Origin of the sequence: Sarcina sp. DSM 11001, assembly GCF_900101015.1 — a bacterium.
Taxonomy (GTDB): Bacteria; Bacillota; Clostridia; order Lachnospirales; family Lachnospiraceae; genus CAG-791.
The window spans coordinates 58093-81994 of record NZ_FNFZ01000007.1 but is presented as its reverse complement, the minus strand read 5'-3'; the positions used below and the strand labels follow the sequence as shown (position 1 = coordinate 81994).

At 53.6% G+C, this 23902-nt stretch carries 19 protein-coding genes; all 19 read right to left on the bottom strand.

Annotated elements, in window-relative coordinates; genetic code table 11:
• Nucleotides 1-135: 135 nt before the first annotated feature.
• Nucleotides 136-2502, bottom strand: coding sequence for a polysaccharide pyruvyl transferase family protein (locus BLT02_RS05160; RefSeq protein ID WP_092992250.1), 2367 nt, complete (start codon nt 2500-2502; stop codon nt 136-138).
• Nucleotides 2503-2738: 236 nt separating this feature from the next.
• Nucleotides 2739-3947, bottom strand: coding sequence for an EpsG family protein (locus BLT02_RS05155; protein WP_092992248.1), 1209 nt, complete (start codon nt 3945-3947; stop codon nt 2739-2741).
• A gap of 9 nt (nt 3948-3956) precedes the next feature.
• Nucleotides 3957-4931, bottom strand: a complete 975-nt coding sequence (locus BLT02_RS05150) for a glycosyltransferase family 2 protein (protein ID WP_092992246.1) — start codon at nt 4929-4931, stop codon at nt 3957-3959.
• Between the two features lie 12 nt (nt 4932-4943).
• The gene (locus tag BLT02_RS05145; protein WP_092992244.1) at nt 4944-6011 is read right to left on the bottom strand and encodes a glycosyltransferase family 2 protein; all 1068 of its coding nucleotides are present in this window, start codon (nt 6009-6011) and stop codon (nt 4944-4946) included.
• A 22-nt stretch (nt 6012-6033) separates the two neighbouring features.
• Nucleotides 6034-7233: a Coenzyme F420 hydrogenase/dehydrogenase, beta subunit C-terminal domain gene (locus BLT02_RS05140; RefSeq protein ID WP_092992242.1), complete on the bottom strand. Its 1200-nt coding sequence runs from the start codon at nt 7231-7233 to the stop codon at nt 6034-6036.
• A gap of 118 nt (nt 7234-7351) precedes the next feature.
• Nucleotides 7352-8683: a hypothetical protein gene (locus BLT02_RS05135; protein ID WP_092992240.1), complete on the bottom strand. Its 1332-nt coding sequence runs from the start codon at nt 8681-8683 to the stop codon at nt 7352-7354.
• Nucleotides 8683-9507 carry a DUF4422 domain-containing protein gene (locus BLT02_RS05130; RefSeq protein WP_092992238.1) on the bottom strand — a complete coding sequence of 275 codons (825 nt, stop codon included), beginning with the start codon at nt 9505-9507 and terminating at the stop codon, nt 8683-8685. Before BLT02_RS05130 ends, BLT02_RS05135 begins: the two co-directional genes overlap by 1 nt.
• A gap of 228 nt (nt 9508-9735) precedes the next feature.
• A complete protein-coding gene (locus BLT02_RS05125; protein ID WP_092992236.1) occupies nt 9736-10929 on the bottom strand; it encodes a polysaccharide pyruvyl transferase family protein in 1194 nt (397 codons plus the stop codon).
• An 8-nt stretch (nt 10930-10937) separates the two neighbouring features.
• Nucleotides 10938-12059: a glycosyltransferase gene (locus tag BLT02_RS05120; RefSeq protein ID WP_092992234.1), complete on the bottom strand. Its 1122-nt coding sequence runs from the start codon at nt 12057-12059 to the stop codon at nt 10938-10940.
• 481 nt (nt 12060-12540) lie between these two features.
• Entirely contained in the window at nt 12541-13200 is a 660-nt protein-coding gene (locus BLT02_RS05115; protein WP_175453695.1) for a rhomboid family intramembrane serine protease, read from the bottom strand.
• Between the two features lie 550 nt (nt 13201-13750).
• A complete protein-coding gene (locus BLT02_RS05110; RefSeq protein ID WP_175453694.1) occupies nt 13751-14260 on the bottom strand; it encodes a phosphatase PAP2 family protein in 510 nt (169 codons plus the stop codon).
• 59 nt (nt 14261-14319) lie between these two features.
• Nucleotides 14320-15711: a phenylacetate--CoA ligase family protein gene (locus BLT02_RS05105; RefSeq protein WP_092992228.1), complete on the bottom strand. Its 1392-nt coding sequence runs from the start codon at nt 15709-15711 to the stop codon at nt 14320-14322.
• Nucleotides 15712-15751: 40 nt separating this feature from the next.
• Entirely contained in the window at nt 15752-16909 is a 1158-nt protein-coding gene (gene glf, locus BLT02_RS05100; protein ID WP_092992226.1) for a UDP-galactopyranose mutase, read from the bottom strand.
• Nucleotides 16910-16972: 63 nt separating this feature from the next.
• Entirely contained in the window at nt 16973-17323 is a 351-nt protein-coding gene (locus BLT02_RS05095) for a helix-turn-helix domain-containing protein (RefSeq protein WP_242869703.1), read from the bottom strand.
• Between the two features lie 170 nt (nt 17324-17493).
• Nucleotides 17494-18630 carry an ABC transporter substrate-binding protein gene (locus BLT02_RS05090; RefSeq protein WP_092992224.1) on the bottom strand — a complete coding sequence of 379 codons (1137 nt, stop codon included), beginning with the start codon at nt 18628-18630 and terminating at the stop codon, nt 17494-17496.
• Between the two features lie 310 nt (nt 18631-18940).
• Nucleotides 18941-20365 carry an amidophosphoribosyltransferase gene (locus tag BLT02_RS05085; protein WP_092992222.1) on the bottom strand — a complete coding sequence of 475 codons (1425 nt, stop codon included), beginning with the start codon at nt 20363-20365 and terminating at the stop codon, nt 18941-18943.
• A 209-nt stretch (nt 20366-20574) separates the two neighbouring features.
• The gene (locus BLT02_RS05080) at nt 20575-22308 is read right to left on the bottom strand and encodes an extracellular solute-binding protein (RefSeq protein WP_092992220.1); all 1734 of its coding nucleotides are present in this window, start codon (nt 22306-22308) and stop codon (nt 20575-20577) included.
• Nucleotides 22301-23116 carry an ABC transporter permease gene (locus tag BLT02_RS05075; protein WP_347474903.1) on the bottom strand — a complete coding sequence of 272 codons (816 nt, stop codon included), beginning with the start codon at nt 23114-23116 and terminating at the stop codon, nt 22301-22303. Before BLT02_RS05075 ends, BLT02_RS05080 begins: the two co-directional genes overlap by 8 nt.
• Complete coding sequence (locus tag BLT02_RS05070; RefSeq protein ID WP_092992218.1) at nt 23113-23898, bottom strand: ABC transporter permease; 786 nt, start codon at nt 23896-23898, stop codon at nt 23113-23115. The genes BLT02_RS05075 and BLT02_RS05070 overlap by 4 nt, the downstream gene beginning before the upstream one ends.
• Nucleotides 23899-23902 lie beyond the last annotated feature (4 nt).

The following is a 23902-nucleotide window of genomic DNA, read 5'->3' as shown; positions in this document are numbered from 1 at the left end:
AAACATTTTTTATATACTATTCTCAGACACTTACTGACCTGTTCTCAGACGCCTGCTGACGATTTCCCGCAGCAGGACGGCAGTATTTCGCGTAAGGACGCTGCATCCGCCGTCTGTTCAATCCATGCTGTCCGCTCAAACCAGTTTCTGCCACATCTTTTTGATCCGGACATAGACCTTTCCTTTTCCGGTCCTGCCGAACTGCAGGCGTTTCATTTCCTGTTCCAGGCCCGTCGCAGCGACCGCGGTTCTGAAATCCCCGCTCTTCATGTAGGCGGAAATAAAGGCTGTCCGGTCCTTGTGCTTCATGGAGGGCCTGCGCAGCTGAGGGTTGCCGGCAACAGCCTCTGCGGTCTCCCTCTCCTCGCAGACAAGGAGGGGCCTGATCATTTCAAAAAGCTCCTGCCCTTTTTCCGTATTGACAAGGACGACTGAAATGTTCCCGTCATAAGTGTTTTTGAGGGTGCTGTGATCCAGCCCCCAGAAGTCTCCCAGAGTGAGGTCTCCCGCCCGGCGGCTGCAGGTATATTTACAATTGTAACAGTTTTCGCGGTAGGTCATGCTTGTCAGAAAAGCATGAAAATAAGGATCCTCTGTCTCATGTTTTGCATAGAGGATCTCACTGCCGTCAAAAACCTTGAGTGTGAAGTCATCGGTGCTGCCCCGGAAACGGAAACCGTCAAAACTGTGCCCCCCGGTGATGTCCGCCAGGTGCTTTGTCAGATACTCCATGGGAGGCACTCCGTGACAGATGATATCGGCAGTATAAAAACCGGCGTTCCTGCCAAAGAACCGGTTCATGGCATCGACCTGGCAGGGCGTCCCGATAAACAGGACTCTGCGGCCGTCTTTGAGCATCCCGCGGATCTCCTCAAAGCTCTCTGAAATATCGCTCTGGACATACTTGGAGCCCTTAAAGGCAGCGGTCTCCTCCAGTGTGGAGGCACAGACGTGGATCACCCTCCTGTCCCTGACCACGGCGCCGCAGACGACGCCCCCTTCCCTGACCATGGACTGCGAAAGAAGGGCGGCCATTCCTCCCGAAGAGGAGTCCCTGATCTCTTCTTCATTCCTGCCGCGGGCCGCATAGCAGGCCCTGATCTCGTGCAGGGAGGATTTGTTTCTCCCGGGACAGACCGCCTTGCAGGCGCCGCAGCGGATGCATTTATCCTCATCGATCGAAGGGAGCTTCCTGCCCTGGGCGTCCGTCACGATCCGGACAGCATCCTGATGGCAGGCCTGCCGGCAGGCGAAACAGCCCGTGCACTCGTTGGGGAAGCAGATCATGGGGTCAAACTTATCTCCGGCTCCGGAGTCGGGCGTTTCAGCCACTTTTGCGACCAGTGCTTCGCCCGCTTTTCCGCCGGTAATATCATCCGTTTTTCCGGGTATAATTCCTGCAGAATTTTCTGCCGCTTTTTCGTCCGGTTTATCGTCCTGCCCTGTCCGGACAGCCAGACGGATCGCTTCCTCCAGCTTCTGTCCCGACTGTTCCCGCATCTTTAGGACGATCCTGTCAACTTTCTTATAAGCGATCCTCCGTGAAAAAATTTCCGCCAGGGCATCTGCACTGAAGTTTTCTTTTCTGAGGAGACGGTCTTCGAGACCGAACTGCTGCAGCAGGTGCAGGGTCTTGGGGTGCTCTGTGGAACAGACAAATTTCGCGTGGTTGAGCAGGCCGAAGATGGTCCCGTGAAAAGTGGACGTGTAGTATTCACGGCACTGCCGGATCAGGCTGGAAAAGGCCAGCGGGCCGCACTCCACCTGGTGGTCGCACCAGCGGTTGGGAAAACAGCAGGAAACGGTCTTCAGGTGCTTCTTTTTCGCATAGCTGCGGATCTCCCTGATCTCCTTTTTGGAAAGGCCGTAGGAATAGACCAGAAGACAGTTATGCTTTCTGACATAGGGATCTTCACATTCCTCTCCGTACCTGTCCACAGGCCAGAGGATCGTGGGGTCACAGACAATCTCCGGCTTCAGGCCGGAGCGGGCCTCCACAAATCTGCGGGTGTTTTCATCCCTCACCAGAGCACATTTGAGCCTGCGCAGCTGCTCGATCTGATCCGGGAAAGGGCGGAAGGTCTCCTCATCGGCATCCCCGACACTGGCCGCGTAAGAGATCGTGGGAATGTTGATCTTACCCCAGAAGACGGAGGCGGCAAATACAGGATTCTTCACATTCCAGATCTCGTCGCTCCCCAGGACGATCAGTTCGGTGTCCGACAGGTCTTCTGTCACATGAAAAGCCTTCTGCGCTCTGCTGAAAAGCTCGTATTTTTTCTTACCATAAGCCGTGTGTCTCCTGTAGACGCCGGGAATAAGCTTTTCTTTTTTTGTAACCGGCATTCTGTGGAAATAAAGGGCCTCCACATAATCGGCCGGCCTGGTGGGAATATGCGTCACTGAATGACCGGCACTTACCAGGTACTGCTGCAGGCAGTAAGCCTGCAGAAAAGCTCCGTAATTGGAGGAATCATAGGGTGTCACGACTGTAATATTCATTGACTTTCTGCCTCCTGAATCGCGGCATGAAAAAGAGGGAGAAGGAATCTCTCCGTTTCAAACATCATATAGCTTAACGTACCGGACTGATAGAATCCCATGAAAAAGCGGCAGAAGGAATCTCTCCGGTTCAAACTCCCCGGGGCATCGGAGAGCGGACCGGTGATCTGTCCCCCTGGTCCACCCCCGTCCGCGCAGTCATATGTTTGAAAAGGGAACCGGAACTGTCCCCCGGTTCAGTTCAAAGACGGGGGAGTCAGCCCATAGCACAGCTTCCACCATTCCGGGGCGGCCTGATAAGGATAGATCCCGTTGTTCCCCTGGATCACGTTCTGATAAACCCACAGGACCAGAAGGTAGAGGAGCAGCAGGGCGGCAACCAGGAGCCGGTTGTCCTTGCGCAGGATCCGCGGCAGCCTGGAATAGGCGATAAAGCGGAAGCTCCCAAAATAATAGCTGATCCTGTACAGGGTAGGCATCACGCTGCGCAGCTGAACGGTACAGATCTCCAAAAGCAGCATCAGAACAATCAGCATGCCCGGCATGGTCTCCTCTGCCGGAAACCGGTCAGCTCCTTCAGGGTTCCTGTCCCTGCGGGGCGGGACGAGGGCCGCCTCCCCGGCCTGAAAACCGCAAAACCGGTCATAATAGAGGAGAATGGGCACAAGCGGAGGCAGGCGCAGGATGGTCGGGTTCACGGCGACAGCGACTCCCTTGGCCAGATAACGGTAGAATTTGCCGGGCAGAAGCCCGGTTTTCAGTATTGTCCGCAGCACAGGGCTGTAAAACATGATGACGCCCATGCAGAGAATAATAAAGAAAAACTGCATCCACTGCACCGAAGCCCTCCGCAGGAACAGATACAGCAGGGGGAACAGCAAAGCGATGCTGGCAGTCGTATGGAACAGGATGGCCACGACCTGGAACAGGGCATAGAGAATGTATTTTTTTCTCAAAAAGAACGGGAAACTCCAGAATACGACCGCCAGTGCCAGACACTGCCGCATGGTGTTGAGCGTATCCCCGTAAAAAAGAAAAAGAAAGCAGGCCCAGCTCAGAGTGATGGAACAGAACCTCCGGTAGTGATACAGCCCTCCCATGATGCATCCGCAGATGACCAGGGCTGTAGCGAAATAAAACCAGTGGGGGTTGTCCGTGAACCTCGAGACAAGGGCAGCCAGTCCTTTATAAAAGGGCTCTATATCGCTCTTCCGCCACATAAAGGTGATCGGATTGCTGCTGAATCTCGCATAGGTGAACACATAGTTGCCATAGGCCCGAATGTCCGTGCCGACTGTGAAGTCCCTGGCGCCGGCCAGAAAAACCGGGGGCAGAACCGCTGCCCCCAGAAGCAGTACCCCGCCGGCCCGCGAGTGCTTCATAGCCAGTTCCGCACAGCCGCACAGGAGTATGGAGATCAGAAAGGTGATCAGATAAGGAACCAAGCAGAAACCTCACTTCTTCTTTGCATCCGATGCTCTGTACATCAGATAAAACAGCCATTTTCCCCTCATGAGCGCGCGGAACTTGAGTTTATCCACCTTCCGCACATCCTTCATGCCGAGGAATTCCTTCCTGTAGGACTTCAGGGTATCGATGATTCTCTTCTGGACATCAGGGAACAGTTTGTAGTCTGTTTCCAGCATATCACTCAAAAAACGCAGCCAGGTCACGACCTGAAGGCGGACAGCAGGCCCCCGGAGAGCGGGGTAATGTTCCGGCAGCATCTGCGTGACCCGGGCGGAGGTATCCAGCAGGGAGAGGTTCTTTTCCCCGATACTGCTGTGCATGATCGAGCCCTCCTGCATCCTGTAAAAATACAGAGCGTCGGAGACCTTCGCGACCTTTGAAGCCCCCAGCATCACATCATAGATCACTGCGTAGTCCTCATAGAGCAGACCCTTGGGAAATCTGAGCACAGACCAGAGCTGCCTGTTAAAGAGCTTCCCCCAGGCCTGATGGCCGAATCCCTCATTCATCAGCATACGCCGGAGCGCCTCTTCCGTCCCGAAAGATTCACTGGCAAAACTGCGCCTCTCCTGCGGGACCTCTTGTGTGGAAAACCTGAGAAAATCCCCGACCGCGACATCTGCCCTGGTCTTGATACAGGCCGTCCACAGATGGGCGATGGTGACCGGCGAGATCGCGTCATCGCTGTCCAGAAAATAGATCCATTTTCCCGTACATGCCTCGATCCCCGTATTACGGGCATCGGAGAGGCCGCCGTTTGGCTGGTGGATCACGCGGACTCTGGGATCCTGCGCAGCCAGCTCGTCGCAGATCTCCCCGCTCCCGTCTGTCGAGCCGTCGTCTATAAACAGGATCTCCAGGTTCCGGAAGGTCTGGGCGAAAACACTCTCCGCGCAGGTGCGCAGAAAAGGCTTTACATTATAGACAGGAATCACTATGGAAATCAGTTCTTCCATCATTGCCATATCCTCTTAAAGATGTTCCTTCTGCCATTTTCTGGCGCGTCCCATCAGATCCAGCGCCCTGAACTGCCTGTGCCTGATCAGGAACAGGACCGTTTTGCGCTGTCTGGAAAGCCCCCGGAGGTTGTCTGTCTGCAGAGCCCGGCTGACGATGGGCTGCTGCAGATAGGTCTCATACCCTCTCTTCTTTTCTCTGTAAGAGGCGGGATTATCCGGGTTGAAATAACCGCTGATGGCTGTCGTGATGATCACATACAGAAGGCGGTTGTCAAACCAGGGCAGGAGCCTGTCCCGGTTATCGCTCTCCTCGATCAGGTCCCGGATCCTCTCAAAGCAACGGATCACGAAGGCGTGGTTTTCTTCGCTGTGGGAGGCGGAGATCGAAGTGTCATTATAGATATAGTGATAAAAAGGCCGGTTCAAAAAGAGCGCGCTCCGGAGTTTTTCGAACAGACGAAGGTTGAACTCCAGTCCCTCCGCTCCCTGGCGGAGCTCTTCGTCGTGCAGGATGTTGTTCTCCATGATCAGGCGCCTGCGGATCAGCTTGGAATATGCCACCGCGATATTGCCGTTGTAGACCAGGAGCTGCTGCTGGAGCCAGCGGCACTCCCGGCCTCTGTAGACCTTGCCGCTCTCCTCATAGTCGCGCAGGTAAAACCGGTAGACTTGGGAGGAGTGCTCATATTCCTTGGTGATCCCGCACATAACGAGGTCGACATTCTCCCGGCTGCCCGCTTCGAGCATTCTTTCACACATATCGGGGTCGATCCAGTCATCCCCGTCCACGAACATGATCCATTCGCCCCGCGCCGCCAGGCACCCCGCGTTGCGGGCACTGCACAGACCTCCGTTCTCCTTGTGGATGACCCGGATCCTCTCGTCCTGCGCCGCATATTCGTCGCAGATGCTGCCGCAGTCGTCCGGCGACCCGTCATCGACGAGCAGGATCTCGATCTCCTCAAGGGTCTGGGCCCCGCAGCTCTCCACGCACTTGCGCAGAAAACCCTCAGGGACCTTATAGACCGGCACAATGATGCTCACCTGCGGAGCTTTTTTCTCTTTTTCAGTCCTATCCATTCCATCCGCCCTATTTATTGATTCAGTCCTTCTTGAGGATCTTTCTGGCCGCCCGTTTAGCGGCGGAATAGATCCCCGTCCTATAGCAGAACCTGCGCGCAGCCCTCTCGAGCCTGACCTTTGTGTTCACGGGGAAATACCGGTCAAAGAGAACCTGCGCGTCCATGCAGGCCGCATCTTCCAGGAACTGTTCCCGCAGAGGACTCTCCTCCACGCTCTCAAACATCTCCTTCACGCCGGCTGTGAGCCTGTCGGGATCCACCTCCAGAACGCGGCATCTTTCCCGGATCTGCTCAAAGATCTCCCTGCCCTTTTGTGTGTGGATCAGGACGCGGTTTGTCCCCTTGTCATCATCCAGTCTCTTGTCAAAGGCATACACCGGATAGCAGTCCCAGATAGTAAAGTCGCTTTTTCGATATCTCTTTTTAAAACGGCAGTCATAGCAGGAAGGCCGGTCGCAGACATTAGAAAAAAACGCCCGGAGCATCTGGTCGGTGTCAATGCCCTGCGCGTAGCACTCCTGTCCATCCTGATCCATAAGCGTCATAGTCGAGTACTGGTAGCCAAAATGCTTCTCCCGGAATTTTGCGTCCGTGATCCGGGTCCCCAGTTTTCTGCCCTGCATCTCCAGATAGCGCTCCCAGACCAGGGGGGAGGGCACTGCGTGGCAGACCACGTCGACCGTGATCAGTTTTTCATATGGTTTCTGCAGAAAGCCCAGAAGCCCCTCGATCTGACAGGGAGTCCCGCTGTAGCAGACCAGCCGGCCTGCATTCAGGTGTTCCCGGACTTCACTGAAGGTGCTTTCTGTATCGCTCTGCACATATTTGCTGCCCCGGAAAGCTGCCAGGGCTCCGGCAGACTCTGCCGCTTTATGGTGGACCCTGAGCGATTCATCATAGGCGGCTCCGTAGACCACTCCGCCCTGCCTGAGTACATAGCCTGCGATCGCCGTAAAAGCGCCCCCCGACGTGCTCTGCCTTCTGACCCTGGCGTTCCTGTACTGCAGCAGATATGCGCTCTGGTCAGCGGGAATGTCCTCCCCCGCATTCAGGACCGGACATACCTTTTCGCACAGGCCGCAGTCAATGCAGGCCTCCGCGTCCGCCACAGGATACAGAAAGCCCTCTGCGTCCGTCTCCATCCGGAGACAGTGCACAGGGCATATGTTCATACAGCTGCCGCATCCGCAGCATTCTTTTTTATCCTTGATTTCAATCATAATGTTTTCGGATTCCTGTCCGGGTCTCCGGACCGGATTCATCTCTTTCTGTAAGAATGTCCGCCCCGATTTCCGGGGCGGGATCCGCCTCCACCCGTGAAGGTATCTGACATGATCCTCAGACAGGATCTGCTTCCACCCGTGAAGGTGCCTGCCCTGATCCCGGGGCGGGATCCGCCTCCTCCTGGAGCTGGACCCTCACTGACTTCCTGCTGTAATTCCCGGTTTCTTTGAGAAATCTCCCGCCGGAAAAGGCCATGAGAGGAAATACGTTGTAAAAATACTCCATCAGGTGGTGTTCCATCAGGCAGGAGACAGCCAGCAGAGCCAGGAGGAAAACAAATCCGTAGTTCCTGTAGGCAAAGCACCTTAGCTGTGTATAGGTCATCATCAGGAGGATGAGGACAAACAACAGCAGTCCTCCGATCACGAACAGCCGGATGTAGGAGCAGTCAATAAAGAAATATTTGTCCCAGTTGGGGAGATTGGTGGTCCTGCCGCCGAACCCGTGCTCCTCCACCTTGATGCCGAACAGGGAAAAGGGATTGTTTTTCAGGGCCTGCTGATTCATTTCCAGGCGGCGGATCAGGGAGTACTGCATTTTTTTGCGCAGCTCCATGTCGTTTCTGTTAAAGCCCAGAGTGATGATAAAAGAGGCTGCCGTACACAGGAAAAAGGACAGGCAGGCCAGCCTGCCGAGAAATTTCATCACAGCGGAACGGCGCCACCTGCGGGTCAGACGATAGACCAGGACTCCCGCCAGAAGGAGGAAGCCGCATGCGACGTCGGACTGGGCCTTTGTCATCATCATGATCGCCTGGGCAAAGACTAAAAGGACATACTCCGGAATCTTCAGCTCATCTCTCCTGAGCATGACATACATCATCATGAGGAAGAGAATATGCGCCGCGCAGTCCGTACAGTAGACGATCCCGAAGGAATGCCTGCCCCCGTCATAGACCAGATCCTCGATGATCCCCAGCTGGGAGGCCGCAAAGGCGGCAGCCATCAGGATCCCCCCGATCGTAAAAGCGATCGTCAGCAGGGCTCTGAAGGACCGTCCGGTCATGCCGACGATCAGCACGCACAGGACAAAAACCTCATATTTTCCCCCTCCGACCTTCCAGTGCAGAAGCCCGGCCGCGAGAAGGACCGCCTCGAAGACAGCCTGATACAGACTTTCCTGCATCAGCACAGCAATCAGCCCGCACACAAGGGCTATGATGACCACAATGTGATACAGGCTGTCCATGCGCAGTTCAAAGGAATCTGAAAATCCCTTTTTGAACATGGTCGTATTGATAAATTCCCAGCTGAAACAGACAGCGAAGGAGAGGAAAAACAGAATATCCGTGACTCCGCTTACGATCCCCTTTCCGGTTCCGGAAAGGAGTCCTCTCTTAAGCCATCGTTTTATTCCGGCTCTGTATTCATCCAGAGGTCTTCCCATCAGAAACTTCCCTCATATTTCATGCCAAGATATTTTGCCTTCAGGAAAGAAGCTGCCTTTTTATACCACTCAATCTTTTCTGTATACACTGTTGAAAGCTCACGGATCCTGTTCTTCGGGATGTAGGAAATGGATACCTGACGGTCCAGCCACACATTCAGGATGATCTCGCTGACTCTGCCGAAATACCGCCCCTGATAAAAGGACAGGTCTGTGTCTCCCATCTTTTCAGACAGGGCAAAGAGGATATCAAACAGCCACTTGCAGTATTTGTCCGCGAGGTCCCGCCGCATGATCATCATGTTGAACATGTATCCGTATCTGCGGCGCATGATCCTGTCGAAGGAAGGGAGATACTCCGGACACCTCTCCGCGATCACTTCCCGCGTGGCATCCAGATGTTCCGCGTAATGCGTATGGGCATAATGCGAATACAGGGTCTCGATGAAATACCGCCGTTTTTTCGGAACAAATACCCAGTACTGGCCGAGGATCGGACGCAGCTCCGCGCCGGTAATGATATTCTCAAAAGGATCCCTGCTCTTTTTCTTCAGACAGAAATGTCTGCGGTAATGGACCAGACCTATGTAGTCAGCCTTGAGATTCTTCCAGGCCCAGTAGAGGCCTGTCAGCTCGCAGAAACCGGGATTCAGACGGGAGATATTGTCCCCCGTGTTGTCCTTCGTCCATCCAAGATCAAGCGGCTGACCATCCGCATCCACCTTGCCCTCCGCGCCTACGTGCAGAGGCAGGTAAATGCTGTCATCCGGCATTCTGTATTCCTTATGTGAAGCAACCAGGATTTTTACGATCGGTGTTCCCATTCGCTTTTGCCCTTTCCGGTAGAGTATCGGCAGCAGTTCAGGATCTGCCCGCCGGTTCCCCGAAGCATGTCCGCGTGTATCTTATCCGACAGCTGTTCAGGTATCCTGCAGGTCTTTCTGCAGCAGGAGGTGCTGAAAAGCCGTCTTAAAAACCGTTGTAAATGTTTATGTAAAAGCTTATGTAAAAAGCTGTTTAACGCCATTTAAACGCTGTTTTAAAAGCTGTTGTCATTTAATGTCTGTATCTGTCCTGTCCTGCATGGCATCCGACAGGTACTTCCAGGAAAATCTGCGGATCTTTTCGATCCGGGACCGTACAGGCGCGTAATCGATGGCGGTCCGGATACTGGCCGCAGCTTCTTCCGTCCCTGTGAGGAGCCTGTCCTCAAGTCCGCACTGCGACAGAAGGGTGTCGATCCTGCTGTTTGTCGACTGGCGCGTCTTGCGGCTGTACCTTCTGAAGGTAAAGAAATTCTTTTCATACAGCATGGAAAACGCTGTGCAGTGATAGGAGTCCGTGCATACCCAGGCGGCATTCCTGATCAGGTTCAGAAATTCCGAGGGGCCGATCTCCCAGGGCGTCTCATCCGCGTAATCCGCATCGCAGTGAACGAATTCATCGACGTGGGGAAGAGCTATGATCCTGCATCCGGTCTCCCTGGAAAGGCGGGAGGCAAATTCACGGTGCAGGCGGTTGCTCCCCAGGAAATAGCAGAAGATGTAGTCTCCTTCAAACAGGGGTTTCTCCTCCTGAACGCACATCCATTCCTCCCCTGTGAAAAGGAGGGTCGGATCGGCGACAACAGGAACCCTGCGCCCGCAAAGCTTTTTCACCAGTTTCCGCCCTGAGCGCTCACGGACGCTGATATGACGGATCCGGGGGAGAAAAGCGGCTGCTGCGCGCTCACTGCCCCGCGGAAGTTCCGACTGGCCGAAGCTTGTCGCATAGGCGACTGTATTGACTTCCTCCGAGACAAAGCTGAGCGTATAGTAATCCGCCGCGATGTTGGCAGGCAGCCAGAGCTGGTCGCTCCCGACCAGGACTGTCCCGTACCTGTCTTTACAGGCTTCGCCCAGCGCGCTCCTGGAAGGGTAAGGATCCGACATCCGGAACCATTTTTCACTGAATCTTCTGAAAGCCCCGCGCCTCGCTTTGATCATGTCGGGATACGTGCCGCCGCTCACCCTTCGCCTGATCTGCGCCATTGCCATGCCTGCCTTGGAGAGCAGGATATCAGAGGTCAGGGAAGCTTTCGCAAAATACAGCACCTTCGCGCGTCTGATCTCGCGGTTCAGTCCGTCGATGCAGACAGTCTCATTTTCAAAGCCGAGCTTGTCCAGAGCCATCTGTGTCGCCAGAGCCTGCAGCATGCTTCCGTAATTCGGTTGAAAATAGCAGGAAACAATGGCTGTTTTTTTCATTGTCTCGATCAGTCCTTCTTTCTCTTCCGGGTCTTCTTGTCCGTTTCGTTAAAGGCTTCCTCATAGATCTCGCGGTATTTCTCCGCCATGATCCGGGTGTTATATTTTTCAAGGATGTCTTTCTTGGCTCTTTCGGTCAGTGCGCTGATCCGGTCAGGCTCACGGAGGATCGTCCTCAGTGAATCCACAAATTCATCGGCAGTCTTGCAGACAAAACCGTTGACGCCGGACTGGATGACGTCCCGGCTCCCGATCACATCGTTGACCAGGCAGAGTTTTCCGAGATACATACACTCGAGCAGGGACATGGGAAGTCCCTCCCACAGAGATGTGAGGATAAACACATCGGAGGCCATGGAACGGCGCAGCGCTTCCTCCCGGTTCAGCCAGCCGGTCACTTCAATATTGGGAGCTGTGATCTGTTCCCTCAGTTCCCCGTCTCCGATCCAGACAAAATGGATGTCCGGCATTTTTTCAGCGATCTCATTGAAAAGCCTGGGATTCTTCTGATGGCAGATGCGTCCGAGCGTAAAAACGGTAAATTTCTCCGACCTGCATTCACCGATGGAATCCACCATTTTCTGGATCTCGTCGATATCGATCCCGTTGTTGACAAAGCGGGCGTTTTTGGTCAGCCTCAGAGTTTCCTTATGTTCTCCTTCGCTGCAGCTGATCGTTGTGCAGACACGGACGGCAGACAGCTTTTCCACCAGTCTGTAGGAAAGGCGTTTCGCCGCGTTGTAATTGGACATCAGGAAGCTGTAACCATGGGGAGTGTAGAAGAGCGGGGTTTTCTTTCCATCAAAAGCCCAGCGCCCCAGGGCGCCTGCCTTGGAGGAGTGCAGATGGATCAGATCCGGTTTTACCCTGTCCGCGATCTTTCTCAACTCCATAAAAGCACCTATATCATGTCTGGGATCAATGGAGCGCTCAAAGTGGCGCACACGGATCAGATGGACGCGGTCATCGAAATACTTTCTGAAATCGTCCGGCGTCTGTCTGCGGATCCCGTATGCGACATATATGTCGTAATAGTTGACAAGCTCATTGCACAGCCCGACAAGGAAGGTGAAAACACCTCCCCCCATGGCTTCCGCAACAAACAATACCTTTTTCCGATTTCTGCTCATCTTCTGTTCTCCCTTTGGGAATTTCGAGAAATGCTTCGCTGTCTCCGGATCCCGGGTTTTAGGTCCGGGACAGCATATTTATTTTATATGAATGCGGGGGTTTGTGCAACCTTTACGTTGCGTGAGGCGGGGTTTGTCCGGGGCTTTGTCCGGGGCTTGTGGTTAAGGGGACGAACCCTGGTCGGCAAGTGTCTCCTCGACTTCAATATGTCTCGTGAAGATGTACTAAGACGGTCAATGTGCGTCGGGAGGGCCGGCTTTAACTCGAATTCCGAGTTGAAGACTCGGAATTCTCAGACACGGACGCCTAAAATGCCCGTCTGTGAGAGACGGGCATTTTACCCTCCCTCCCGCACATTTCCCGTCAAGTACATCTAACACTCGTCATAATTCAGTCTCAGAGATACATTGCCTCCTATGGTTCTGTAAACTGCCGTGCCAGAGGACATATCCTGCGAGGATTCGTCCCTGCCCCGGCACCTCACCCCATCAACTCACTAATGTCTCCCTCACCATCCGGAAGAAGCAGCGCCCCAAACACAAATCCCGCTGCCAGGCCTCCCACATGTGCGGCCTGATTGATCATGGGATTGCTCCATCCGCTGTAGAGGAGATAGGCTGTCATGATCCCGGCGCGGATCAGAAGACTTTTCAGGCGGGGCGGGATGCCCTGCTCCCCTTTATTTGACTGGCGTGCCTCTCTGATGATCAGAAAAAGCAGGACGCCCACGATTCCGAAAACAGCGCCGCTCGCACCGACGCTGTAGCTGTATTCTCCCGTCACGTAGTCCGCGGCCACAGAGGTCAGATTTCCGATAATACCGGACAAAAAGTACACTGTCGCAAAGCGCAGATGCCCCAGATTCCGCTCCACTATACTCCCTCCCGCAAACTGAACGACCATGTTGTTCATCAGATGGCGGGCATCGGCATGAAGAAAAACAGCGGTTACCAGGCGGTACAGCTCACGTCTCTTCAGGATCAGGGGCGCAAAGAGCCCTCCTCTCCTGTGCAGGAATCCGGCATCCAGTCCAAAAGCGCCCCCCGCTGTCCCCGCGACAAAGACGATCACGTTGACAGCGATCAGTAAGATATTTACCCACGGGATCCATCCCGTTCTCTTTTCTGTCTGTAAATCCATATTCATATCCATCCATTCCCGGGCAGGACGTCCGAATTGTAATGTGACCATCATATCATACCGCAAAACCGCGGGCAAGCCAGCCAGGGTTCGGGTAGATGTCAGTCCCGGTGTTTCGTCACAGTACAGATCTGCCTGAAGGGAAAAAGGGGGCGGTCTGTAACGGTGTTTCTGATCGCACCAGCCAGGGTTCGGCCGCGAAAAAGCCCGGCAGCCGTTCCGGCAGCCGGGCTTTTTCCGGGATGTAATAATGCTCAGGATCCGCAAGAAATATCCTGATCGTTTATCCAGTATTTTCCTGCGTTTCCCTGGGGGGTAATGGTGTCAGCTATTGCTGACGTAAGCATATTATCACATTAAAATCATTGATAAAACGAAAATTATTAACAAAGTTTCTCTGTTTTTTCCTGTATTCTTCGGAAATCTGCCAAAAATGCTCTCTCCGGCTCATGCCGTCCTTTTTCCGCGGAATACCCGACATGAAATATGTCACAGGAACAGCATCTGTTAGACCCACGATGACTTCATGGGCAGGCTGGCGAGGGTACTATCACAGGAATATCATGGGCAGGCCGGCCAGGACGCCGATCAAATACCCTGCGGCGACATCAGAGGGATAGTGGACTCCTCCCAGGACGCGGATCACAGACTCCAGGACAGCCACGAGCAGGAGCAGGATTCCGGCGGGAAGGGAGACCGGGATCCAGGCCATCGCGATGACTGCGGTGGAAAAGACATGGCGGCTGGGCATGGAGTTTCCCTTCGTGTCTTTTGGGATCAGAGGAGTAATGTCCCAGGTCTCGTAGGGTCTTGGGCGGTTGATCCGGGACCGGACAGCACTGAGCAGTACAAAGGAAAGTCCCGGGATCAGGACAGAGATCACAAGACGTCGGAAGTCCCCGTTCTTTCCGAGATACAGCAGAAGAAGGGGATATGCTGCATACACTGCCAGTGTCGCGGCTTTTCCCGCTGCGCGCAGGACAAAGCAGGCCGCACCGCTTTCGCGGATGCGGCCTGTGAGCTGCTGATAAGTATGGTTGTATCTGTCTCTTTCGCTCATCTGCTTCTCTGATCTTTCATCATATTCCGGCTTCTGCCATGGCGGCAGGGGCAGGATCCTCATTTCTCTGTGATCTCGGTGTTTGATGTGTCCTCGCCGGCATGCACGGGTTCTCCGATCGCACCGGGCTCGACCTTGCTGACGATGACCCGGAGTTTGCCGTTGGGATCCGCGGGGATCTCGTCATACCACTCGTATTTAATCTTGAAAGAGGGATCCTTGAACATCGCTACCAGCTTCTCATCGAGGGCTTTGACGACCTCATCCTGTTTTTCAACAGGCGTATCAGGATTGCGGACCATCATCATGGTGAGGTTCTCATAGTCCTCCTGTACGATGCGGTAAGAGATGATATCCTCTATGTAGTTTACGATACCGGAGATATTGCCCCACTCCGTGACGGATCCGTCTTTGTGGTGGATGACATCGTTCATGCGGCCCTGCAGGCCTCTGGCGAAGCGCAGGCCGCGGCGCATGTAGCTGTCCAGCTGATCGTAGGAGGTATAATTGATCAGCGGCAGCTCTGTCTTGTACAAAGGGGTGATGACAGCCATGCCCTTGAGGGCAGGGCCGGTCAGATCCTGATTGTAAACGTTTACGACGAACAGGTCGCTGTTGACCTGGTAGTATTTCTTCCCGGGTACACGGACCACGCAGGATCCTGTCTCGGCCATTCCATAGGCATCGATCAGGCCGGGGCCGAATACTTCCGTGAGGAGTTTTCTGGAAGCATCATCGACCATCTCCCCGAAGGGGGTGTAGAAGGAAGGCTTCCACAGATAGATGTCGTTCTCCTTGACATACTTGGCGATGCGCATCAGGAGGTTTTTGTGGTTATACAGGTAATCCGGCTCATAGATATTGATCTCATCGACCAGCGTCTGTGTATCGACCCGCTCCTTGATGGTGTCGGACATATACTTCCGGCGCAGGATCCCCATCTTCTGGATGGGGGAGTCATGCTCGCTGACAGGTCCGTGCAGGGAGTTTGGCCTGCTCATGGTCTTTCCAGTAAAGGGATTAAAGCCCCCGTAGCCCATCGTCCGGAGCCAGTTGGCGATCACCCAGCCGTTCTCCATGGGGGAGATCAGGACGCGCAGAGGACGTCCGGTCGATCCCGAGGTCGGAGACACGTGCCAGTTTTTATATTTTTCAGGATACTTTTCGGCTTCCTCGTCCATCCAGTCGCGGAGCTGGTCCTTGGTCAGGAGAGGAAATTTATACAGGTCTTCGGCACAATGATAGTCGTCCGGTGTCGTACCTGTCTGCTCAAAACGGGCGCGGTAAAAAGGAATTTCATAAGCTGCCTTCATCAGCTCGTGGACACGCCTGTTCTGGGTCCTGAGGATCCTGTCGCAGTTCTTTGTGCTGACAGGTTTTCTTTCGACCTGTGCATAGGCTTTCAGGGCATACAGCTGCTCAAGCCTGCGGTCCAGATCATAGTTTCGCATTCCGGGCTCCTCCCTTCACTGACTTTCACTTACTTTTATTTTAAATCTCCTTCACGAGATCAAGCGCTGCCCGGATGACCTTATCCATGTCAAAATACTGGTAGAGTCCCAGGCGTCCTCCGAAGATCACGTTCTTTTTCTGAGCCGCCAGTTCCCTGTATTTTTCATACTGCGCATTGTTTTTATCATTGTTCACCGGATAATAGGGTTCCATCCCGCTCTCCCACGCGGCGGGATATTCCCTGGTGATGATCGTGCCGGGGATCTCCTCTCCCGTCTCCGAATCCTTTCCGAATTCAAAAAACTTGTGCTCGATGATCCTGGTGTAGGGGATGCTGCGTTCTGTGTAATTGACCACTGCATTGCCCTGGAAATTGTCCGTGTCCGGCATTTCCTCGGTCTCAAAATGAAGGGACCTGTACTCGAGGGGGCCATAGCACTGCCCGAAGAATTCATCGATCATTCCGGTGTAGAGAACCTTGTCAAAGGTGTCCTCTCCCATCGCAAAAACTGTCCCCTCCCCGTCGGGAGCAGGGATCTCGCTGACAGCAAGGCCGAAATCCGTATTGAGGATCACCGGGACACCCTCCAGCATTTTTTCAACCATCGCGGTATATCCGCCGATCGGGATTCCCTGGTACCGGTCATTAAAATAGTTGTTGTCGTAGATAAACCTGACCGGGAGCCTGCGGATGATAAAGGCGGGCAGCTCCGTGCAGTCCCTGCCCCACTGCTTTTCCGTGTAGCCCTTGACAAGCTTTTCATAGATATCGCGTCCGACGAGAGACAGGGCCTGCTCTTCGAGGTTCGCCGGTTCGCCGATCTGGGCTTCCCTGACCTGCCTGGCGATCATGTCCTTCGCCTCCTGAGGAGTGCGGATCCCCCACATTTTGCTGAAGGTATTCATATTAAAAGGCAGGTTGTAGATCTCATCTCCGTATCTGGCGACGGGACTGTTGATATACTGATTGAATTCCGCGAACTGCTGGACATACTCCCAGACTTCCTTGTCGGAAGTGTGGAAGATATGCGCTCCGTAGCGGTGCACATGGATACCGTTTCTTTTTTCTGTATAAATATTGCCGGCGATGTGGCTGCGTCTGTCGATCACAGCGCATGATACACCTTTATTCTTCATTTCCCTTGCAAAAACGGCGCCGAAAAGTCCCGCGCCTACAATAAGCCAGCGATAATGCATTTGCTTTCCCTTTCTCTTCAATACAGTCAAAACGGGGCTGTCAGTCAGGGCCTGCCGAATGAATCAGTCAGGCCTTGTATACATTTCGATCTGGCTGTAATCATCCATGATCTCAAGTACTTTTTTCCGTCCCGCCCTGTTAAACCTGTCGTATCGCTCCATTACTCTTTTCGTGGTAATCTGGGCGGACAATCCTTCTCCCGCGTCGAGAGGGGAAAAATCCACAGGGTTGAGAGAAAGCGCTTCACAGATCCTGATCACGGTACTGTAAGCCATTCCCTCTATTCCTCTCTCAAGGGCGGTAACCAGTGTGCTGTAGGGAATATCCATCTCCACAGCAAATTGCCTCACACTCTTATACTGTGATAAAATCACACCTTTTAAAACTTCCGCCTTGGTTATACCACTTTCCATTTCTGAAACCTCCTGTTCGCGACTGAAATATTAAGTAATCGGTCCAGATATCGTGAAACTTACCCTGACCAGGGGATTGAACACAGATCCGGCCAGAATCCTAAGCCCACTATTTTGATTATAACATAGCTGGTCCAAAACAGACAAACCTTTAGCCGGTTATTCAGCCGTTATTCATTTTCTTCCCCGGAATCCTGTGTTTCCTCCATGGCCTCCTCTTCTACAGCGGTTTCATCAGTCATACCTGTTTCTTCCGCATCCTGGGCAAGTGTAAGAGGGAACATATTATTGTTATAGGGATACCACTCCAGGCTTTCCGCGATCTCCGGATTATAATACTGCTCCCAGTTCTCCTCTTCCCGGACCGCCATTCTGGAGATCTCCTCCCCTTTTTCGAGAACGGCATAGGCCATCTCCGCAGCGGTCTTTCCGTGCTGGTAATAATCTATACTGCATGAGCAAAGTCCCCCACCGGCGCACATCTGGTAATCTCCTGTCACGACAGGGATCTTTGTGTCGAGAACGACATCCCGGACAATGTCCATGTGCGAAGCGACAAAACTGTCTGTCGGCAGGTAAAGGCAGGTGCATTCCTGCGCCGCCTGCTCCATTGCCTTCCTGAGCCCATCCTCGTTGGCTGCGTGATAGGACAGCCAGGGGATATCCTTTTCCGTCAGGAACTGACCGGCGACACTCTCCTGGAACCTGGATCCCACCTCGATCCCGCTGGAGATGATCCCGATCCCGGCCGGCCAGGAGGTGACCTGAAGCATCATTTCCACCTGATTTTCAATGGGTCCCAGGCACGACACGCCAGAGATATTCTTTCCCGGCGCTTCAAGGGAACTGACGACTTCGGACAGGAGGAAATCAGTGACGCAGGCTCCTATTATGGGTGTATCCCCGACGGCGGCACCTGCATTCTGCACTGCTTCGGTCCCGCAGGCAAAGATCAGGTGCATCCCTCTGTTCGCGTAATCCGTGGCGATCTCCGCGCATTTTTCCGGATCGCCGTCCGCGCTCGTCTCTTCAAAGACCACATGATCGTTTCCAAGCATGGAGACCAGTTCTTTTTTAAAACCTCTGACTGTCTCCTCGGCTGCGCCATGACTGCGGTAAGTCAGGATCCCGATATGGTAACGTCCGTCATCCTCCACGGAGGAAGCGGAAAGGGGTTCCTCCTCAAGGGACTCCTCCTGAGTTTCCTCACCGTGATCAGATTTCCCTGCCCCGGCGCCGAAAGGCAGGCTGCAGGCGCAGAGAAGAACCATCACGATGAGGAGTATTCCTGTTATTCTTTTTTTCATTTTATCCTTAAATCCTCTCTGAAAACAAACCGGAACCGGCAGACCGCCGTCCCACTCGGGCTTTTCGCGAAAAACCCGCGAAAAACGCCTCGAATTTCGAGGGGGTCTGTACGGTAACTCCAAACTCTCCTGTATTTCAGAAACTTTTCCCAATTATCTACAATAATACAACTTTTTTCTGTTTTTTTCGACTAATATGTATATATTATCCTGAAAATATACAGGAATATGCGAAAAACACCTTCCGGTATACCGGAAACAGTCCGGCACGCCGGAAGGCGCCATTCAGAACATACTCTCAGGGAATGTATTACTCAGCCCCGTTCCAGCAATATGTACAGAGCTTGCAGGGAGAGATACCGATCGCTTCGATCATATCATCCAGGCGATGGTAATGCAGAGAGGAAAAATTCAGTTCTTTGCAGATCTCTTTCAGCATGGCTTCGTACTCTGCTGTATCGGGATCCATATATCTGTTCAGAATACCGGATTCCGGATCAACACTTCCCTCGAGCTTTTCGATCACTTTTCTGGTGATCAGCTCTCCGTGGGAATTAGACCTGGAGAAATTCAGATATTTGCATCCGAACACGAGCGGAGGACAGGCCGGGCGGACATGGACCTCTCTGGCCCCGCTCTTATAGAGATATTCCGTAGTTTCTCTCAGCTGTGTTCCGCGCACAATGGAATCATCGATGAGCAGAAGGCTCCTGTCCGCGATCAGGTCATGGATCGGGACAAGCTTCATCTTGGCGATCAGATCCCTCCGGCTCTGGATAGTCGGCATAAAGGACCTGGGCCAGGTCGGGGTGTACTTGACAAAAGGTCTGGCATAGGGCACTCCGGATTCATTGGAATACCCCACCGCATGGGCGACGCCGGAATCCGGGACTCCCGCCACGATGTCCGGCTTATCGATACCGCGCTGCATATCCCTGCGCGCCAGGTGCTTACCGCATTCATATCGGGCAGCTTCGACATTAATATTTTCATAGGAGGATGCCGGGAATCCATAATAGATCCAGAGGAAGGTACAGATCCGCATCTTTTCATTCGGTGCGGCTACTGTCTCAACACTCTCCGGTGTCACATAGCAGATCTCTCCCGGCCCCAGTTCCTTCTCGTGATGATATCCCAGGTTTAAATAAGAAAAGCTCTCAAAGCAGATGCATTTGGAGTCCTCCTTAGTCCCGATTTCGACCGGAGTCCTGCCCAGCCTGTCCCTGGCGGCGTAAATCCCGTCCTTTGTCATGACCATCATGGTCATCGAGCCTCTGATCAGCTCCTGGGCGTACCGGATCCCCTCCACGAAAGAATCGCGCTGATTGATGAGGGCAGCCGTCAGCTCCGTGGGATTGATGTCTCCTCCGCTCATTTCCAGGAAATGGGAGTGGGAGCCGTTAAACAGCATCCACATCAATTCCTGGGAATTGTTGATCTTGCCGACCGTCGTGATCGCATAGGTGCCCAGATGGGACCGGACGATCAGCGGCTGGGGTTCGAAATCGGAAATACAGCCGATCCCGAGCTGTCCCTCCATCTTCAGAATATCTTTGTCAAATTTCGGCCGGAAGTTCGATGTCTCGATGTTGTGAATCGCACGGTCAAAGCCCTTTACTTTGTCGTGGACAGCCATTCCTGCCCTGCGCGTACCCAGATGAGAGTGATAATCAGTACCGTAAAACAAATCAAAAACGCAGTCGTTCTTTGATGCGACTCCAAAAAATCCACCCATATCAGATAGGTTCTCCTTTTAAATAATCCGAGTAGATATAATGTGTGAAAACTGTAACTCATCTGCATCATATCATCAATGGGGGATTTTTGTCAGCCTGAAAGAAACGGTTTTAGGTCTGTTTTTCCGCGTGAAAGGCCCGATGAATGTACTTTTTTATAAACACCCGTGGTATGCCCTGCTTAAGGCCTGCATCAGTGGTCCAAAGATCAGCCGGCTTTGTTTTTTATCCAGGGACGGACAAAAAGCCAGATGACCGCTCCCGCTGCCGCCGCCAGGACCAGCCATCCCGCTGCAGGGAACTCCCTGATATCCAGACAGCGCACGTTGATCCACATCTGGTTGATCGCCGCGTTCTGTTCCTCATTAAAATAGGTCATGATCGAGGATCTGCGGATCACGTCTTCGGACGGATAGGCTCCCGACAGCTGGCGGTGCAGCTGTTCTGAGGGCACGGTGAGGACATAGTCCTCATCTCCGCTGCCTTCCTCCGCAAAGAAATAGCCGAGGTCGTATTCCGCCGTCTCCTCCTCGTCGTCCTCCGCTTCATAATTATACTGGGCATATTCCAGAATCCGGGGATCCTCCCCTCCGGAAAGCACGGAGGTATAGCCTATGTAATACATATTGCGGATGACATTGTCGGGGCGGGAAAGGAAATTGATAAAAGCCTCCGCGGCGTGCTGTCTGTCGGGGTCGCCGTTGATGCCGCACTGGAGCATGACCCATCCGTCAAAATAAATATTGGTGCTTTCCATAGGAACAGCAAATTCCAGAGTGAAGTCATCCTCGTCCGCCTGATCCAATGTGTAGACGGCGTCGCCGGACCACTGATAGTTCAGGGCCACCTTGCCGGTGATCATGTCCGCCTTGCCGGAATCAGTCTCAAAGGAATAAACATTGTCCTTCACATCCTTGAGGTATTCCTGCACCCTGGCGATCATCTCAGGAGAAGTATCATTCATCTCCTCCTCGAGCCGGAGCGCGTAGTCCGGGCTGTTGATAAACTCTTCGGAGGTGAGCAGATCTGATTTGACCGCGCCTACAGCCGCGAAATAAGAGTCACGGACGTTGTCCTTGATCGTCACCCTGTGCCGGAAAGCGGGATCTCCCAGGATCTTCCAGGTGGAGCACTGCTCATAAGTCACATCCTCCGGATTATAAACGATCCCGGTGACTCCCCACATATAGCCTGCGGCATATTTCTTCCAGGGCTCCCCGTCGATCTCCTTTTCCTCAAACATACGGCGGATAAAGGGGGAGACGCCCCTGCTGTAATAGTTGTATTCCAGGGAAGTGTCAAAAAACTCCTCCGAGAGCGGGACCAGCCGGTCCTCGGCCATGAGCTTCATGATCATGTATTCTGAGGGGCAGACCAGATCGTATTCGTCTCCCAGCGTGAGCATGTTGTAGAGGTCTTCATTTGTCCCGAAGGTGGAGTATTCCACCTTCACCCGTCTTCCATAGGTCTCGAAGTACCAGTCCTCAAAGTCTCTGACCATCGAATTCTCTCCGATGATATCGCCGGAAGGGAGCTCTATGGTCTCCTCCTCGTCCCAGTCTCCCAGGTCGATATATTCCTCCCAGTTGCTCACGCGCAGACGGATGGTCCCTTCACTCTGCCCGGCTGCAGCAGATCCCGCCCTGCTTTCGTCACCGGCTTCTTCTGCCTGATCCTCTGTCTTATCCTCGATGACGGCTTCACCCGTCTTTTCATCTGAGGCCGGTTCCGCGGTATTTCCGGCTGCCGCCGGGATCCTTTCCTGAACACCGGAAGCACCGGCTGACCCGGCCGAAACCACAGCAGCACCGGCTGTCCGCGCGGGAAGAACAACCGCACAGTCCGCCGGGCAGCTCAGGACTCCTGTCCCGACAAAAGCAGCAGACAGCACTGCGGTCAGAAAGAGCGGGATCTTTGCCCTTTTCGGAACTTTTTTAAACATTTCTCCCTTCCTTTCTCAGTTCTCCCTGACTGCGCAAGGCCCGGATGTTGGAGATCAGGACCACCAGGACCACGATCACAAAGATTACAGTGGACAAGGCCCAGAGTGCCGTCTTGATCGTTGTCTGTGCCCCCTTCGTCGCATTGACGACGTAGGTACTGATCGTGTCAAAGGTCGCGGGCTTTGTGTACGTGGCTATGAAATAGTCATCCAGAGACAGGGTCACCGCCAGGGCAAATCCTGAAATGATGCCCGGAACGATCTGCGGGATGACCACTTCGATCAGGGCTCTGAAGGGAGTGGCCCCCAGATCCAACGCTGCCTCGTAAATGCTGGGATCCATCTGGGTGATCCTCGGCATCACGGAGAGAAAGACAAAGGGTGCGCAGAGAGTGACATGGCCCGCCAGAAGAGGAATATACGAATCCTTACTGATATGGAAGGCCACGACCAGGAGGATGCAGATGGAAAAGCCGGTCACGACATCCGCATTGATCACGGGGATCTGGTTGAGCGTGGTGATCATCGAGGACATCTTTCTCCCCGAATAGAAAGCGCCCAGAGCCCCCATCGTTCCCAGCACAGTCGCGATCAGGGCGGCGGCGACAGCCAGGGAGATCGTCCCTGCGATCATCCCTGTGAGTTCAGGTGTAGTAACAAGCGTCACATAGTTTTTCAGGGAAAAGCCTCTGATCGCGCCGATCTGCGTGGAACTGGTAAAGCTGTAGACTGCCAGGATCAGGATCGGGAGATACAGAAACAGAAGCACAAGTATAATAAACAATCTCTTTAAAATTTTGACGATCACAGCAGGGCCCCTCCTCTTCCGGTCTCCTCTTCACCGCCGCCTGTCAGCAGCGTAAAGATGCAGATCATAGCCAAAAGGACAAGCGAAATCATCGATCCGCCGTTCCAGTTATATGCAGAGAAATAGCTTCCGATCAGGCTGCCCATGATATAGGTGCTGTTGTAGAGCATGTCCAGAATGACATAGTTGGTCATCGCGGGCAGAAAGACCATGGAGATCCCACTGATAATGCCGGGCACCGAGAGCGGAAGCGTGATCCTGAGGAAGGTCTGGACACTGTCCGCCCCCAGGTCCATGGCTGCCTCTCTGAGCGCGTCGTCGAGCCTGGAGATCGTCGTATAGATCGGAAGGATCATAAAGGGCAGGAAATCATAGGTCATACCGATGATCGCGTTTAAAAAAGGAAACATGGCCAGATTTCCCTCGATCACGGTCAGGATCTCCTTGAGCGCAGTGACGCGAAGGGAAAAATTGATCCACATGGGCATGATAAAGAGCATCAGGATGACAGACCTGGACCTGAGCCGGCTTTTCGCCAGGATATAGGCGACCGGGTAGGCCAGAAGCAGACAGACCACCGTCGTCACCACCGCGACCAGCAGGCTGTAAAAAAGCGTGCCGAGGGTGTTCGGGTCAGTAAAAAACCCGCTCAGATTCCGGAGGGTAAACTGTCCCTGCCCGTTGGTAAAAGCATAATAACACAGGAACAGAAGGGGGGCCGCCACAAAGACGAGCAGAAATACGGCATAGGGAATGCCCAGGTGTTTTCTGGAGAACTGCATTTTT

Bases quoted from the DNA above. Each gene is read 5' to 3' on its own strand.
- BLT02_RS05110 (WP_175453694.1), bottom strand. From the start codon at position 14,260: ATGAGCGAAAGAGACAGATACAACCATACTTATCAGCAGCTCACAGGC.
- BLT02_RS05130 (WP_092992238.1), bottom strand. From the start codon at position 9,507: ATGGGAACACCGATCGTAAAAATCCTGGTTGCTTCACATAAGGAATAC.
- BLT02_RS05135 (WP_092992240.1), bottom strand. From the start codon at position 8,683: ATGGGAAGACCTCTGGATGAATACAGAGCCGGAATAAAACGATGGCTT.
- BLT02_RS05160 (WP_092992250.1), bottom strand. From the start codon at position 2,502: ATGAATATTACAGTCGTGACACCCTATGATTCCTCCAATTACGGAGCT.
- glf (WP_092992226.1), bottom strand. From the start codon at position 16,909: ATGCATTATCGCTGGCTTATTGTAGGCGCGGGACTTTTCGGCGCCGTT.
- BLT02_RS05140 (WP_092992242.1), bottom strand. From the start codon at position 7,233: ATGATTGAAATCAAGGATAAAAAAGAATGCTGCGGATGCGGCAGCTGT.
- BLT02_RS05115 (WP_175453695.1), bottom strand. From the start codon at position 13,200: ATGGATTTACAGACAGAAAAGAGAACGGGATGGATCCCGTGGGTAAAT.
- BLT02_RS05085 (WP_092992222.1), bottom strand. From the start codon at position 20,365: ATGGGTGGATTTTTTGGAGTCGCATCAAAGAACGACTGCGTTTTTGAT.
- BLT02_RS05070 (WP_092992218.1), bottom strand. From the start codon at position 23,898: ATGCAGTTCTCCAGAAAACACCTGGGCATTCCCTATGCCGTATTTCTG.
- BLT02_RS05150 (WP_092992246.1), bottom strand. From the start codon at position 4,931: ATGATGGAAGAACTGATTTCCATAGTGATTCCTGTCTATAATGTAAAG.
- BLT02_RS05105 (WP_092992228.1), bottom strand. From the start codon at position 15,711: ATGCGAAACTATGATCTGGACCGCAGGCTTGAGCAGCTGTATGCCCTG.
- BLT02_RS05120 (WP_092992234.1), bottom strand. From the start codon at position 12,059: ATGAGCAGAAATCGGAAAAAGGTATTGTTTGTTGCGGAAGCCATGGGG.
- BLT02_RS05095 (WP_242869703.1), bottom strand. From the start codon at position 17,323: ATGGAAAGTGGTATAACCAAGGCGGAAGTTTTAAAAGGTGTGATTTTA.
- BLT02_RS05090 (WP_092992224.1), bottom strand. From the start codon at position 18,630: ATGAAAAAAAGAATAACAGGAATACTCCTCATCGTGATGGTTCTTCTC.
- BLT02_RS05080 (WP_092992220.1), bottom strand. From the start codon at position 22,308: ATGTTTAAAAAAGTTCCGAAAAGGGCAAAGATCCCGCTCTTTCTGACC.
- BLT02_RS05125 (WP_092992236.1), bottom strand. From the start codon at position 10,929: ATGAAAAAAACAGCCATTGTTTCCTGCTATTTTCAACCGAATTACGGA.
- BLT02_RS05145 (WP_092992244.1), bottom strand. From the start codon at position 6,011: ATGGATAGGACTGAAAAAGAGAAAAAAGCTCCGCAGGTGAGCATCATT.